The following is a 14,303-nucleotide window of genomic DNA, read 5'->3' on the forward strand; positions in this document are numbered from 1 at the left end:
ATTGGTCTATGGATGCTGGGTCCAGCAGCCGATGGTTTTTTGGGCCAGACGATTGAATGCAATCACAGCCTGCTCGATATGAGCGCGATTCGTGTCCTCCGCGCGATTGTGGCTCAAGCCATTCAAGGACTGCACAAACATCATCACGGTGGGGATGCCTATGCGCGCCACTTCAGCTGCATCGTGCAAAGGTCCGGAGGGAAGCTGCTCCGACACTCCGGCTGTCTCGACGATGGCTTCCTCACACAACTGGATCAAGTCAGGGTGAAAAGGGATTGGTTCGATCGACCAGATTTTCGACCATTCAACCGAGCAGCGTTCTTCCCCAGCGAACCGCTCACTGGCTTCTCTGGCTTCACGAAGCATTTCTGCCAATATCCCCGCGTCGAGATCACGCATATCGAGCGTTGTCTCGCAGCGGCCCACCACGGCTGTCACAATGCCGGGAAAAGTCTTCACGCTGCCCATCGTTGCCACCGACTGAGAATGTTTACGCGCGATCGGTCTTATTTCAAGAGCTAATTTTGCGGCAGCGGCTAATGCGTCGCGTCTGGCGGCCATCGGAGTAGAGCCGGAGTGCGCTTCCTGCCCGTGAAATGTGATCGCCCAGCGCTCGACACCTTTCGTGCCCTGCACGACTGCAAGCGGTTTCTGGAGCTTTTCGAGAATTGGACCCTGCTCAATATGCAACTCAAGATATGCCGCGATGTTCTTTTGTTCGCGACAGGACTCGCCAATGCGATCTACATCGACGCCGCAGCCTTGCAGAGCGGCTTCAAGTGTTGTCCCTTCACGATCCGTCCGCACCCGGTCAGCATCGATAGTATGGCTGCCAGCAAATGCTGACGATCCAAAAAGACTCCGGCCAAAGCGGGCGCCTTCTTCGTCTGCCCAATCCACCAACCGCATCGTGTACGGCGGCTTGCCGTTGTACTCCTTTGCGAAGCTCGTGAGCACCTCTAACCCCGCTAGCACGCCGAGGCAGCCATCGAGCCAGCCGCCGTTCGGCACCGAATCAAGATGGCTGCCAATCACCAGAGTCTTTTCTGATTCGCCCTTGAGCGTCATCCAATGATTGGCCGCTGAATCATAGTGGTGTTCTACCGGCAGGCTCTTCAGTTTTTCTTCGAACCATGCGCGCGCTTTGAGCCAGACCGGTGTCCAGGCTACGCGCTGGGCTCCATGTTCGTCAGATGTAAGGGAGCGAAGTTCATCAAGATTGCGCAGTACAGTCTTCGGATCGACCATTGCAAAAGCCTCAAATGCAGAAGTGATGGCTATTGATGTAGAATGCCGCTTCATTGTTGCCACAGCCAGAAATCCTACTGGAAGGAGTGACAATGATCCATTTCCGTGGTCCTGAATACAGTAGCTGAGGAAGTCCCATGCTTCAATGGTTGCTCTTCCGCGAGGGCATCGTGCCCTCAAGCGAGCGTGCGGATAAGAATCAGAAATGCTGAAAAAGCAGATGTGCGCTAAAAGGCCAGCCTTTATGCGTTAGATCGCACGAAAATTACTGTGTTGTCGTCAGAATAAATAGATTTCCAGCCTTTTAAGAGCGTAAGGACGCGGGCCATGGGACCGCCGCGGGTCAGCAGACAGAAACCGATCTTGTATTTGTCGAGCAGCACATTCGGATCGCTTTGGAGAGTCGCCCACTCTCCGTATTCTTTAAGAACACCCGCAAATTCGAAGAGATCTGCGCGTCCATCAACGAAGACGGGGCGTTCCGGAGCGGCCCAGATCAGGTATCCGCCGTAGATATACTCGTTGAGCATGTTTCCGGAAATATGCTGATCATGCAGAAACTCGACTGCCTTCACTGGGTTCGAAACTTTCATCTGATCTGCAATAGATCGCTGGTTTGGGAAGGCAAAGAACGCGCCTGTGAGAAATATCCCAATTGTCAACGCATTTGGCCATACTCGATCCTGCTCAGCGTTGTACCCATCCCACGCTGTTGCTAGAAGCCTGGCCAGAATGGGAGCTGCCAAAATACCAAAGACGAATGTCATGCGTTCATGATGGACGGCAAACCATGTGCCTGCGGACAGCAGGACAAGTTCATGCCACAACAATTGCGAACGCCTGATGATGACAGAGAGAAAAATGCACGCAAAGACGACAAGCAACCCAACGCCGCGCACAGAGTTCATGGCGAGCGGCTTCCATTCATCAATGGCGCTGAGATTGATCGGCAGATGCAGCATGAAATCCAACGGGTACAGAACCAGCTTGAGACCAATTGGATTTAGAAAGAGTGCTGACGCGGAAAAGACCAACGCCAAGCTAAGAAGCAATTGACGGCGCGGACTCCAGCGCGTTGCTTCAAGTAGTCCAATCTGAAAATTGAAAAAAGAGCAGAGAAGAAGTATTCCTGCGAGACCAAATCCGAGAAAAAATGAAGCGTGACAGTTTACCCAGATTGCAAATATCGGTGGAAGCCAGAAGAACCAGCGTGGATTGCGGGTGCGTCCGAGATGGAGCACGAGTAGCTCAACGATGAGTAATAGGTAGCCGATCATCTGCGGCCGTACTGCGTATCCGACCGTTCCAAATAGCCAGATAACCAAAGCTCCGGCCCAGCCCACCTTCACATTTCCTGAATACAGCGAGCACAATGCATAGCCAGCGATCAATACAGCAGAAGTGAAAATGCAGAGCCACAGCATCAAACCCGCATAGCCGCCTGCTCGATACGCGCCATAGATGAGCACCTGAGAGAGCCATTCCTGTGGCATAAACGCTTGGTGACGGGCGGTATATGAAAAAAGATCAGTCGTAGGGATGGTGTGGGAGTTCCAGATGACCTCGCCTGTTTTTAGGTGCCACCACATGTCTGGATCGTCGAAGCGCGCACGGACAGTAATCGTTGCCAACAAGACAAGGAGGCTAGCCAGCATTACTGGAAACGAGAAGACACGTTGCAACGCGCCGACATGCGTTGCGACCGTCGTCTGTTCGACGGTGAGGGATGCCGTGCTCATGCCGTGCCGAATTCCTGCCCATCTGAGGCGACAAGAACCTCTTCCATTTCCATCGGTTGGTCTGCAAGCCGGATCAGCCGGTGCAGGTAAGCACGGGATATTGATAAGCTGCGCGCCGCAAGCGTTTTATTCCCATTGTGTTCTCGCACAGCGGTTGCTGCGAGCCGAATTTTGTACTCGCGCAGCTGGCGCTCGAAAGATCCATCTGGATGATAGTCACTGATGCTGACTACATCCTCTTCCCGGATGTTGTGCGGCAGGTCTTCCGAACGGACGCTCTGAGTCTTGGCAAGGATGATGGCCTGCTGGATCACGTTTTCCAATTCCCGAACATTTCCAGGCCACGAGTAGCGCTGCAGCAGCGACATGGCGTCCGGTTCGATCTGTTCCATCGGCTTGTCATATTCCTCGGAGTAGCGCCGCAGAAAATGCGAGGCAATGGATGGGATATCTTCCGGATGTTCCTGCAGAGCTGGAGCATCAATTCGCATAACATTGATGCGGTAGAAAAGATCCTGCCGGAATTTGCCTTGCGCCACCAATTCACTTAAATCCCTATGCGTGGCGAAGACTAGTCGTGCCCGCAGAGGAATCAGCCGGCTGCTGCCGAGGCGACAGAATTCGCGTTGCTGTAAAACGCGCAGCAATTTCACTTGCGTGCTCAGGCTCAGCTCGCCAATCTCATCGAGGAACAAAGTGCCGTCGCCTGCCTGTTCAAGGTAGCCTTCCCGCGCGCCAACGGTTCCGGTGAAAGCGCCTTTTTCATGACCAAACAGCTCGGCTTCGATCAACGTTTCCGGAATGGCGCCGCAGGAGACCGCGACAAATGGACGTCGAAAGCGAGCGCCCGTGTTATGGATGGCTCTTGCAATCAACTCTTTACCCGTGCCGCTTTCGCCCGTAACAAGCACCGAGGCGTTGAGATTGGCGACACGTTTCACCAGATCGTAGACCTGCTGCATTGCCTGTGAATGCCCGATCATCTGATCGCATTGAATGGCCAGCTTGCTGATTGGCGCTTCACCCCTGGTCGGCTCCTGCGGGGAGCGGACAGCTTGATCAGACAGAACCGCATCTTCGGTGGGCTCCTGTACGGCTCTGGGTGCCCGGGTGAATGCAGCATTCTCATAAGCTCGGGATAGCATTGCCTTCAGTTCGCGAACCGAGGGCGGCTTGCGGCAGTGACCATGTGCTCCAAGTTGCACCAGTTCAATTGCCGCGTGGCGAAGGCTATCATCAGCCATTACCACCGATGGAACCGGATTCTCAGCAATACGGCGACAGCAAGCCATTCGCTGCTCGATCGACCGATAATTTGAGTCCAAGTCGAGAATCACAACATCGCATCTCTCTGCAAAGAGCATCTGTGTGATTCCATCCTCGTGAGATTCGAGGATTACTTGAAATTCCTTACCAAGGGCAGAAGATAAAAGAGGCTGCAGTTTATAGTCTTCGGAGAAAACCCCAATCCTCATCATGAGAGAGCATGCTCCTTCATTGCGCTAAAGATGCAACGAAACTAATGCCAGCGTCACTTAAAGTGGTGTCTGCGTTTCGTAGCATCGCACTGGGGGAGGCATTTCTTTAGGGGGCCAGCGATGCAAAAAGTTTTTGTTCGGTAAAGCCATTTCTCCACCCGGAAAATATAGGAGAAGCTTGAACTCCTGAAAGTCACAGATCGGATGGTGTGCTTAGATTCATATCGGATTGCGCTGCGAAGGTCGATAGTACTTAGGTAACTTTTGGAGAAATAGAAGTAATTGAATGGCAGATACTACCAAAAAGTTACTCCATTTTAGCTCCATCGAGGGATTGTCCCGATATGGAACAGTACTTCTTCCTAAATTGCACCCAACCTCGACATCGCAAACTTAAACGATTATTTAGAGGCTCGCTCTAGGCAGCTGTCGGTAACATCCAGAAATAGAGCCGGATCCTCCAAGTAGGACATCGTTCGCTTCTCCTTCCGCACCGATGTACTCCTTCCTAGGTGACCAGATATCCAAGGTCCGATTGCTGTTTACCTGCATGAACCCAACGCGATCAAGGGAAAAAGGGGTGTATATCTGCTGTTCCACTATCGGAGGCAGCGTGTAAACGGACGTGCACACTCAAATGCCAGGCTCATCGTTAAAGGGCTGAATCCAGACGCTCAGGAGGCGTTTTGGATTTGGATGAAGAATTGCTTTTTCGTTAACAGTTCTTACCCTGAAGGGTAGAGAAAGAGTCTGTATATGCACTCGATCGCCTGGTGGCCAACTGTCATTGCTCTCATCATCGCGACCTTTACCGATTTGCGTAGCCGCCGCATTCCGAACTGGCTTGTGTTCCCGTTCATGATTGCTGGGCTGGCGGTATCGGGCTGGTCTCACGGATGGAGCGGAGTCGGACATAGCCTTGCTGGTTTGGCCTTAGGTGGACTCCTTTTCGGAATACTCAGTTGGATGGGCGGCATGGGGATGGGGGATGTGAAGCTATGTGCCGCCATTGGGGCCTGGGTGGGGCCGGGGCAATTGGTAATTGCCCTGGTCCTGACAGGCATGGTTGGTGGAATTATGGCCCTTAGCTGGGCTGCTTGCGGAGGGTTTCTTGGCGAACTGTTCAGTGGTACGGGCGATCTACTCTTCGGAATCAAAGAGCGTGGATTGCGTCCCCATCCTGAACTGGTTCTTGCCAATCCCCTGACGCGCAAAATGCCATACGCGCCTGCGATTGCTATTGGAACACTGATCTCTTTCTTCTCGCGCTGAGATTGAAAACAGGAAACTATGACTGTTTTGTTCAGGACATTTCGATCCAGGATCCATTCGAAAAGAGTCTTGAGCGGCAGGGAGCTGTAAATCGATGATATCGACGTTCACTCAGGATTCAGAAGCGCTCGGAACGAATGTCTTGTCTATTGCGTTGATTGGCCCCGAGGGGACATATCGCAGAGACATGACGAGTGCTGTCGTCGGATCACAGGCTAAAGTGACCAGGGAGTTCGTGTCCTATCCTGGCCTGGACGATGTTGCCGACCTGCTGAGCGCGGAATTCGACGTCATTATCATCGAGCTGGATAGCAACCCGGAGCATGCGCTCGACCTTGTAGAGAATATCTGCAGCAACAGCCCAGCAACGGTGATGGCGTATTCGGCGCAGTCGGACGCGGAGTTACTGGTGCGCTGCATGCGAGCCGGAGCCCGAGAGTTTCTCACTGCTCCGATCGTCCCAACTACCATCGCTGAAGCTTTAGTGCGTGCCGCAGTTCGCCGTCCCGCCGCTCGTTCTAAAAAGGCAGGCGGGAAGTTGTATGTGTTCGCCAGCGCCAAGGGCGGCTCCGGCGTCACTACCGTCGCCAGCAATTTCGCTTTGACCCTTGCTCGCGAGTCTGGTCAAAGCACAGTACTGATCGATCTTGATCTGCCTCTGGGTAATGTAGCAATCGATCTCGGAATCACTGCTCAGTTTTCAACTGCCAATGCGATCGAGACCGTCGAGCGAATGGATTCGAACCTTCTGCAGACTCTTTTGACCAAGCACAGCTCAGGTCTTTTTGTGCTGGCGGCACCCGACAGGTATACGCCTGTTTCCCCGTCGGAGCAGGCTGTAGAGAAACTCTTGAGTATTGTCCGGCAGGCGTTTGACTATGTGGTGGTCGATGCTGGTTCGGGCATCGGCTCAAATTGGAACGCGCTTTTTAAGAATGCGAGCACCGTGTATCTGATCACGCAGGTTAGTATCTCCGGCCTGCGCAATTCAAACCGGGTGATCTCTGAGTTCTTTTCCGCCAATGGGGGACCGCAGCTAGAGATCGTGCTCAACCGCTTTCTTCCTCGCTCACTGGGCATCGACGAAGAAAACATAACAAAAGCGCTGACCAGGCCCGTTCAATGGAAGATTCCCAGCGACTATCTTTCCGCGCGGCGTGCACAGAACACGGCCACACCGCTCGCAATGGAGGACTCGCCCATCTCCCAGGTCATTCGGCAGATGGCTAGAATCGCATCTGGTTTACCCCCAACAGCGGAGAAGAAAAAGAAGTTCGGCATATTTTGACAGCGAAACCAGTGAGTTTTCTCACAACGATCGAACGGATGGCATAGTGTGGAACATACAACTCTTGAAAAGTTCAAAACTGAAGTACATCGGACACTGATCTCTAAGCTCGATCTGGAAAAGCTGTCCCGCGTCAATTCCAGCCAGGCGCGGCAAGCTGTGGCCGCCATGGTGACCGAGATCATTAGCGATCAGCGGGTGCCGCTGAACTATGCCGAACAAGAGAAGATTCAATCCGATCTGCTCGACGAAGTCTTTGGCCTCGGCCCTCTAGAGCCATTACTCCGCGATCCCAAGATCTCCGACATTCTCGTAAACGGCAAGGACAGGGTTTTCATCGAGCGTGGCGGGCGTCTTACGAGGACAGAAGCTTCATTTCGGGATGACCGCCATCTTCTCCAGGTCATTGACCGCATCGTGTCGCGTGTAGGCCGCAGAGTGGACGAGTCTTCTCCCATGGTGGATGCGCGTCTGCCCGATGGCTCCCGTGTCAATGCAATTATTCCGCCGTTGGCGCTCGATGGTCCTGCATTATCGATTCGTCGCTTTGGAACCGGGCCGGTTGGCGCGAATCAACTCGTGGAGTTGAAAAGCATTTCAGCGGAGATGCTCGAGCTGATGGCGGGTGCGGTGCGCGCGCGTATCAGTGTCCTGATATCAGGCGGGACGGGCGCCGGCAAGACTACCTTTCTCAATATTCTGTCGCAATACATTCCCCAGACAGAACGCATTGTCACCATTGAAGACGCAGCCGAGCTGCAGCTTGCCCAACAGAATATCGTTCGCCTGGAGACGCGTCCGCCCAACATTGAAGGAGTGGGAGCCATTCGCCAACGTCAACTGCTCGTCAATAGTTTGCGTATGCGGCCGGATCGCATCATTCTCGGCGAGGTGCGCGGTGAAGAGGCCTTTGACATGTTGCAGGCTATGAATACTGGTCACGAAGGTTCCATGGCCACGATTCACGCCAACACTCCGCGCGATGCCATATCAAGGTTGGAATCGATGGTTGCGATGACCAGCATGAACCTGCCGGAGAAGTCGGTGCGCCAGCAGATCGCTTCTGCTGTGTCTGTCATCGTTCAGGTTTCGCGCATGAGTGACGGTACCCGCAAGGTAGTCAGTATTTCTGAGATCACGGGCATGGAGGAAAACGTGATCACCATGCACGAGATCTTTGCTTTCAAAAAGAAAGGGATTGGTCCGGATGGCAGGGTTCTTGGAGTTTTCCAGCCGACTCAGATACGTCCGAAGTTCCTGGAGAAGCTCCGGGTAGCAGGCATTATTTTCCCGCAAAGTATGTTTGAGCGGGTGCTGGAAGTGAACTGAGAGTCAAGGTCGATAGATATGTTACTGCCGCTGCTGATTGTATTTTCATGCGTATTCCTTGTCCTGGTGATGGTCCTCGTCGGGGGCGGGGTCGGCGTGTCTAAGGAAGCCAAGCAGACTCTCGCAGTGCTCGAGTCTACACTGGCAGTCGAGAAGCCAGTCATCGTTAAGGATCAAATCGTTGATATCCGCAAACAGGAACTGTTCAGCGCCGTCCCCTGGATCAATCGTTGGCTGCTGAAACTTGATTTGGCGCCGCGCCTGAGCAGGCTTCTCTATCAAGCCGATTTGAAATGGACAGCCGGCACACTGATTCTCATGTCCGTGGTTTGCTTTGCGGCTTCTGGATATTTGATGTATCTGCGGACCGGCGGAGCGATCTTATCGCTGCTCATTGGGCTGCTATTCGGATGTGGGCCAATTGCCTATGTGCTTCACAAGCGTCACAGACGGTTCGGCAAGTTTGAACAGGAATTGCCTGAAGCGCTCGACATGATGGTAAGCGCGCTGCGCGTTGGTCAGAGTCTGATATCTGCTCTGGATCTCGTGGCGAAGGAGTCGCCAGATCCGGTCGGCACTGAGTTCCGAATCTGCTGCGAGGAACAAAACTACGGCCTGGAACTGCGAACCGCCTTAAGTAATCTGACATCCCGAGTGCCGATCCAGGACCTGAACATGATGGCGACAGCGATTCTGATCCAAAAGGAAACCGGAGGAAACCTCGCCGAGGTGTTGGACAAGGTGTCTCATGTGATTCGCGAGCGATTCCGCATGCGGCGTCAGATCAGAGTGCACACTGCGCAAGGGCGAATGACCGGGTGGATTCTATCTTTCCTTCCCGTGGTCCTCGGACTCGCTCTGTATATGGTCAACCCAGAGACGATGAGCATTTTGTGGAAGCGTCCCATCGGCATAAAGCTTCTCTATGCATCGGGCAGCATGACGCTCATTGGGGCGCTGATTATCCGCAAAATCGTCCGGATGGATGTGTAAGGAGAGACTATGGGATTCGCGGCTATTACATTTCTCGTAATCTTTCTGCTGATCGCCAGTGGCGGCCTGCTGCTCTTCTATCGCGAAGCGATGATGAAGCGTCTGTCCGATGTGGTGACGCCGCGCGTAAAGCGCTCGGGAGGATTGAAGACTGCCATTCAGCAGACTGGATCAACAATTGGCGGTGCAATGGGCCAATTGGAGCGATTTCTGCCGAAGAGCCAGGCTGAGGCGTCAGTCATCCAGCAAAGACTTACCCGGGCAGGCCTCCGCTCCGAATCCGCGCCGAAGATTTTATATGGCGCCAAAGTATTAGTTCCGCTGGTTCTATGCACACTTGCCATGGTGTCCGGTGCTGGAAGTTACAGCCCTTTCATCGTCTATGCCCTCGCGTTGGGCCTCGGATTTATTGGGCCTGATTTTTGGCTGGGGCGAAAGATTTCGCGGCGGCAAGCGCAGATACGCCGCGGTCTCCCGGACGTGTTGGACCTCCTGGTCATTTGCATCGAAGCAGGACTGAGTTTGGATCATGCAACGGCGCGCACAGCGGAGGAGCTGGAACGAGTCCAGCCTGCCATCAGTGATGAACTGAGTATCACTGTACTGGAGCAACGGGCCGGAATTGCCAGGGCAGATGCGTGGAGACATCTTGCCGAACGTACTGGAGTCGAGAGTGTGCGTAACTTGGTAACCATCCTCATCCAGTCGGAAAAGTTCGGGACGAGCGTGGCCAAGACGTTGCGCACTCATTCCGATACGCTGAGAACCCAACGTCGCCAGAAGGTGGAAGAGTTGGCGGCGAAGACTACAGTCAAACTGGTCTTCCCGCTGGTCTTTTTCATATTTCCATCGTTGTTTCTGGTAACCCTAGGCCCCGCCGGTATCGTCATGGCGGAATCATTTCAGAAATATTTTAGTCACTGAGAGGAAGGAGGATGGACATGGAGAGTGTAACCCTGATCCGGGTAATTGCCGGCGTTCTCTTTGTTGTAGTGCTGGGCATTCTGATCCAGCGCCGCAGAACGCGAGTTCAGTAATCAAAACCCCAACAGTTCGGTTGCGGAAAGCCCTTAGTCGTGCCTTTAAGAGTCACGGACAAGGTTGCAAGAACTGGTGGCGCAACACGCCTCATGCGGAGCGCACGACCAAGCGAGGTGATTCCAGGCTGGTTGAATGCATTAGCGACATGAAGCGATAACACAGTGCGGCACGGGGAGGCTCCGCTTCTGGAGTAGAAGCCTCCCCGATTTTCTGACGAGCCATGCGTCGTGAATGGCAAGTCATTGTTAGAAGAGTCGAATTAATAAAGTGCCACTGATAACTATATCTGGTCCTGTTACGAAATCCGGTTCATCCGGTATTTGTCCGAAGGAAGGAGGCTTATTGGAGAAGCAGAAGTATTGCGTATACAACGAGTCGCGCGAATGTTTTCTGAGCTTGAATGTCAATCGCGCAGACACTACCTTCGCACGTCTCAAGGGGATGATCGGAAGGCTTCGGCTGAAGTATGACGAGGGGCTCTGGATGGTACCCTCAAGTGGAGTACACACAATTGGCGTGCTCTTCCCGCTCGATCTGATTTACCTAGACGAGAATTATCGCGTCATTCATCTTATTGAATTTTTCCGTACATTTCGTATCGCGCCATTGCGTACAAACGCAGAGAGCGTGCTACAACTCCCCATCCACACAATCTATTCATCGCAGACGCAACTAGGCGACCAACTATTGATTTGTCCGCCAGAAGAAATGGAAACCCGGCTGAGCGAGGAAACGCTCTACCGCAATAACAGGAAAGAGAGAGTGGGGTAGGTCGGAATAACTACCAGGACGTTCTATGAGGAATTGGATCAAGCATTTCATCGCCCGCGATCATCGTGGATCCGCGCGACATGTGACGCCCCCACTCGCGATCTACTTCTGGGATGGAGAAAGGGCCATCCCCACAGCGCATCGTCTTCGGAATATTAGTTCCAGCGGTCTTTACCTGCTGACGGAAAGACGCTGGTATCCGGGAACGTTGGTCACGATTACGCTACAAAGGACCGATACCTTAACTGCCGGTCCCGAGAACGTCGTCGCGGTGCTGGCCAAAGTCGTTCGTTCGGGCGAGGATGGAGTAGGTTTTAAATTCCTCTTTCCTGAGCCACTGGATGCGCAGAGCGTGCCCAATACGGATGGCAACAGGATCGTGGACAAGAAGGCGCTCAAGCGATTCTTGCAACGTCTGCGCCTGAGCCACGCGTCAAAGCTTGAACGAGCGTAGCATCACCGATCCCAGTCGAGTGCCATGCTCTGGCCCGAATGTCGTTACACTGAATTACGATTCCCGCGGAATAATCAGCAATACTTCGACTGCAGTAATCTGGCCATCTTGTGTGGCCGGACGGAACTGCCACTGCTGAAGCGCGCTGAGCACAAACTGAGTCTGTGCGAACTGCTGGGGAAAGACGACAGCGAGCTTTTCAAATTGACCTCGGGCATTGATAAGACCGTGAACCATGATGGCGTCACCGTTGGTGTCGCTTGGCGCGAGGTGAGGCCGTACAACAAGATATGGCCAGGGAGCGTCTGGACGCGTGGCACTTCCCGCTGCTGCTGCTTCCGCATCACTTGGCAGACAATACTGCAGAATCCAGCTTTTGGCGAGTCCTACGTGCAGGTAAACGGTATAAGCAAGTCTGTCGGTCCATGTCCCAAGTGCTTCGGCATATTCTTCAACCGGGGAAGAGCCGACGACTATAACACCAAAATGGCCATCTTTGGGCAGGACAATACGTGTGACTGCGGGTTCATTGCCCGAACCGTTCTGCCCGGCGAGGCCATTCGCCGCAATCGCGTCACCCTGATTCCCCGAGGTTTCACCGCTGCCGGTTCCATTCTGCTTGCTGGCAAGGTCTGTTCCGCCAACTTGCGGCAGATCTGCCGGCTTCTCAGCGGCGAGCGAATCTGACGCGGATGAGGGTGCAGTCTCATTAATCATCGGCAGCGGAATCGCTCCCTGTTGCAGGAGCAGATCAGACAGAGACATCACCCGTGCAGGAGTTGGTGGTGCGGCTTGTTGCGATCCTGTTTGCGGAACCTGATTGGGTGCGTTGGGTCTCCGGATGGTTAAAGGTGAAGACGTACTCGGAGACGGCAGCGGCATCTCCGTCGTGAAAGCGGTTGCGGACATTCTGAGGTCAGCAAGCTTCAGCTCTTGATTTGGCGGATCGAGGGAAGGTTGAACGTTAGCATTCGTAGCCTCCTGCGGCGGAGGTGGAATGATCCTCACCGCGGGGCTGTTCACTGTCGACCACAGAACAGCGAGTGGAATCGGAGTTTCCTCAGGAAGAATCACATTCGGCGGAAGGTCCGGCTGCACAATCGTCTGCTTAGCTGCAACCTGTTCTGCCTCATGCCGCGAACCAGATGGCGGCGCAGGACGCCCACCACCGCGTGCCACCGTATGGTTAGCAGCTTTTGGGATCGGATGAGCAAGTCCTCGCATTGCAGCTAGCTGAATTTTGGGTGCTGGCCTGTGCAGATTCAGAATACGAACGGTGTATCTCTGAGAAAAGGGGTCGACGACTTTAGGCATGTGCTTCAGGTCGGCGTATATCAGAGTCATCGCCACACCGTGTAGCAACATTGAAGTCAGGAACCCGGAAGGTCGCCAGCTCGGCGGCGGAGCTTCACCGAAGAGTGTGATTGTTTGGGAAGATTTGATCATTATAGGGGCTCCCCAATTTTTAACACTGCCAGCTCCTTTTCAAACAGGTGGGTTACTTGGTCTTATTCCCAATTTGGAACTATTGAAGGCAGGGGAATGCGAATCTGCCTGGACGTACTATTTCCCACAGGTTGCAATTCCCAGGCCAACTAATGCGGTTGTAAGTCCCTTAAAAGTGCCGATATGGGAAGTTAGGCATGCCTAGGCGGATACACCTACCGGTCAAGTTGTATACAGGCGTTCACAATTACTTTTGGGGAATCCCCCTAAATCACTGATTTCGCACCGATACGGTCCCACCTCTTTGGCACTGCAATTGCCGATATGGCATACGTTCCCCCGGGAGGATGAGCAGCGGAAAGCTGCCTCAGATAGGTATCTACATGAATCGAAGGTTACTCACAATTCTCCTGATCGCTTTTGCCATTGCTCTCGGGTGCAGCTATGTGGTGTATCGCATGGTCGGGAATCGCATTATGGCAGCAGCAGCGCAGCCGCGAGCGACAAACGTCCTCGTTGCCGCAAATGATGTCAAATTAGGAAGCATTCTAAAGTCATCCGACTTAACCACTACGCAGATCGTAGGAGCCCTGCCCAAAGGAGCCGTCGTCAAGCCGGAAAATGCGGTTGGCCGTGGCGTACTTTCGGACATTTACCAGGGAGAGCCCATTCTTGAGAGTCGTCTTGCGGCCCCCGGCTCCGGTGGCGGGCTGGCTGCGACTATCCGCTCTGGTATGAGAGCCTGCGCGGTTAAGGTCGATGAAGTGGTGGGCGTCGCCGGATTCGTCACTCCGGGAATGCGCGTCGATGTGTTGATCTCCGGCAATCCTCCGGGAACCACGAATGTGAACGAAGGGCCGAAAGTAAAGACACTTCTGCAGAACATTGAAGTGTTATCGGCTGGCACAGACATTCAGAAGGATAATGAGGGCAAGCCTCAGCAAGTTCAAGTAGTGAACCTGTTAGTTAGTCCAGAACAAGCGGAGCTTCTAAGCCTCGCCAGCAATGAAACCAAAATTCAACTCGTGCTCCGTAATCCGCTTGATACGGAAGTGACGCATCCACCTGGAAGCGAAATGACCAGCCTTTTCACGGATATCAAGCCCGTGCCTAAAGTCAGGTCGGCAGCGGTGCACAGGGCCTCCGGCGTCTACACGATAGAAGTGTTGAATGGCGGAAAGCGGACAGAAGAGAAATTTGTCTCTGGCGAGGAAAGACAGTGAGAGCGCGAGTTGATGTTGCAG

At 53.6% G+C, this 14,303-nt stretch carries 12 protein-coding genes; 8 read left to right on the forward strand and 4 right to left on the reverse strand.

Translation table 11 applies throughout. The features are described from left to right. Positions 1–6: 6 nt before the first annotated feature. The 3 genes from H7849_RS02445 to H7849_RS02455 all read right to left on the reverse strand — a co-directional run bounded on the left by H7849_RS02445 (position 7) and on the right by H7849_RS02455 (position 4,465). Positions 7–1,302: a Zn-dependent hydrolase gene (locus H7849_RS02445; RefSeq protein WP_251106781.1), complete on the reverse strand. Its 1,296-nt coding sequence runs from the start codon at positions 1,300–1,302 to the stop codon at positions 7–9. A 188-nt stretch (positions 1,303–1,490) separates the two neighbouring features. Further along, positions 1,491–2,987: a hypothetical protein gene (locus tag H7849_RS02450; RefSeq protein WP_186743872.1), complete on the reverse strand. Its 1,497-nt coding sequence runs from the start codon at positions 2,985–2,987 to the stop codon at positions 1,491–1,493. Next, positions 2,984–4,465, reverse strand: a complete 1,482-nt coding sequence (locus H7849_RS02455) for a sigma-54 dependent transcriptional regulator (protein WP_186743874.1) — start codon at positions 4,463–4,465, stop codon at positions 2,984–2,986. The genes H7849_RS02450 and H7849_RS02455 overlap by 4 nt, the downstream gene beginning before the upstream one ends. Positions 4,466–5,221: 756 nt before the next feature. On the opposite strand from H7849_RS02455, the gene H7849_RS02460 reads away from it, so the two are divergent. The 7 genes from H7849_RS02460 (at position 5,222) to H7849_RS02490 (ending at position 11,613) form a co-directional block, all read left to right on the forward strand. Then, the gene (locus tag H7849_RS02460; protein ID WP_186743875.1) at positions 5,222–5,737 is read left to right on the forward strand and encodes an A24 family peptidase; all 516 of its coding nucleotides are present in this window, start codon (positions 5,222–5,224) and stop codon (positions 5,735–5,737) included. 94 nt (positions 5,738–5,831) lie between these two features. Continuing rightward, positions 5,832–7,025 carry a CpaE/TadZ family protein gene (locus H7849_RS02465; protein WP_251106555.1) on the forward strand — a complete coding sequence of 398 codons (1,194 nt, stop codon included), beginning with the start codon at positions 5,832–5,834 and terminating at the stop codon, positions 7,023–7,025. A gap of 48 nt (positions 7,026–7,073) precedes the next feature. Continuing rightward, positions 7,074–8,354 (forward strand): TadA family conjugal transfer-associated ATPase, encoded by a 1,281-nt coding sequence (locus H7849_RS02470; protein WP_186743877.1) that lies wholly within the window; start codon positions 7,074–7,076, stop codon positions 8,352–8,354. Between the two features lie 96 nt (positions 8,355–8,450). Continuing rightward, positions 8,451–9,347 (forward strand): type II secretion system F family protein, encoded by an 897-nt coding sequence (locus H7849_RS02475; RefSeq protein WP_251106556.1) that lies wholly within the window; start codon positions 8,451–8,453, stop codon positions 9,345–9,347. Between the two features lie 9 nt (positions 9,348–9,356). After that, positions 9,357–10,271: a type II secretion system F family protein gene (locus H7849_RS02480; protein ID WP_186743881.1), complete on the forward strand. Its 915-nt coding sequence runs from the start codon at positions 9,357–9,359 to the stop codon at positions 10,269–10,271. 459 nt (positions 10,272–10,730) lie between these two features. Then, positions 10,731–11,159, forward strand: coding sequence for a DUF192 domain-containing protein (locus H7849_RS02485; RefSeq protein ID WP_251106557.1), 429 nt, complete (start codon positions 10,731–10,733; stop codon positions 11,157–11,159). 25 nt (positions 11,160–11,184) lie between these two features. Then, a complete protein-coding gene (locus H7849_RS02490; protein ID WP_186743882.1) occupies positions 11,185–11,613 on the forward strand; it encodes a PilZ domain-containing protein in 429 nt (142 codons plus the stop codon). Positions 11,614–11,667: 54 nt separating this feature from the next. Here the strand turns inward: H7849_RS02490 and H7849_RS02495 are convergent, their stop codons facing one another. Next, the gene (locus H7849_RS02495) at positions 11,668–13,059 is read right to left on the reverse strand and encodes a hypothetical protein (protein WP_186743884.1); all 1,392 of its coding nucleotides are present in this window, start codon (positions 13,057–13,059) and stop codon (positions 11,668–11,670) included. 383 nt (positions 13,060–13,442) lie between these two features. Between H7849_RS02495 and cpaB the strand changes: the two genes are divergently transcribed. Next, the gene (cpaB, locus tag H7849_RS02500) at positions 13,443–14,282 is read left to right on the forward strand and encodes a Flp pilus assembly protein CpaB (RefSeq protein ID WP_186743886.1); all 840 of its coding nucleotides are present in this window, start codon (positions 13,443–13,445) and stop codon (positions 14,280–14,282) included. The last annotated feature ends 21 nt before the right edge of the window (positions 14,283–14,303 follow it).

The organism is Alloacidobacterium dinghuense, assembly GCF_014274465.1.
Lineage (GTDB): Bacteria > Acidobacteriota > Terriglobia > Terriglobales > Acidobacteriaceae > Alloacidobacterium > Alloacidobacterium dinghuense.

Excerpts from the sequence above, each read along its gene's own strand:
- H7849_RS02445 (WP_251106781.1), bottom strand. The coding sequence starts at position 1,302 with ATGAAGCGGCATTCTACATCAATAGCCATCACTTCTGCATTTGAGGCT.
- H7849_RS02450 (WP_186743872.1), bottom strand. The coding sequence starts at position 2,987 with ATGAGCACGGCATCCCTCACCGTCGAACAGACGACGGTCGCAACGCAT.
- H7849_RS02455 (WP_186743874.1), bottom strand. The coding sequence starts at position 4,465 with ATGATGAGGATTGGGGTTTTCTCCGAAGACTATAAACTGCAGCCTCTT.
- H7849_RS02460 (WP_186743875.1), top strand. The coding sequence starts at position 5,222 with ATGCACTCGATCGCCTGGTGGCCAACTGTCATTGCTCTCATCATCGCG.
- H7849_RS02465 (WP_251106555.1), top strand. The coding sequence starts at position 5,832 with ATGATATCGACGTTCACTCAGGATTCAGAAGCGCTCGGAACGAATGTC.
- H7849_RS02480 (WP_186743881.1), top strand. The coding sequence starts at position 9,357 with ATGGGATTCGCGGCTATTACATTTCTCGTAATCTTTCTGCTGATCGCC.
- H7849_RS02490 (WP_186743882.1), top strand. The coding sequence starts at position 11,185 with ATGAGGAATTGGATCAAGCATTTCATCGCCCGCGATCATCGTGGATCC.
- H7849_RS02495 (WP_186743884.1), bottom strand. The coding sequence starts at position 13,059 with ATGATCAAATCTTCCCAAACAATCACACTCTTCGGTGAAGCTCCGCCG.
- cpaB (WP_186743886.1), top strand. The coding sequence starts at position 13,443 with ATGAATCGAAGGTTACTCACAATTCTCCTGATCGCTTTTGCCATTGCT.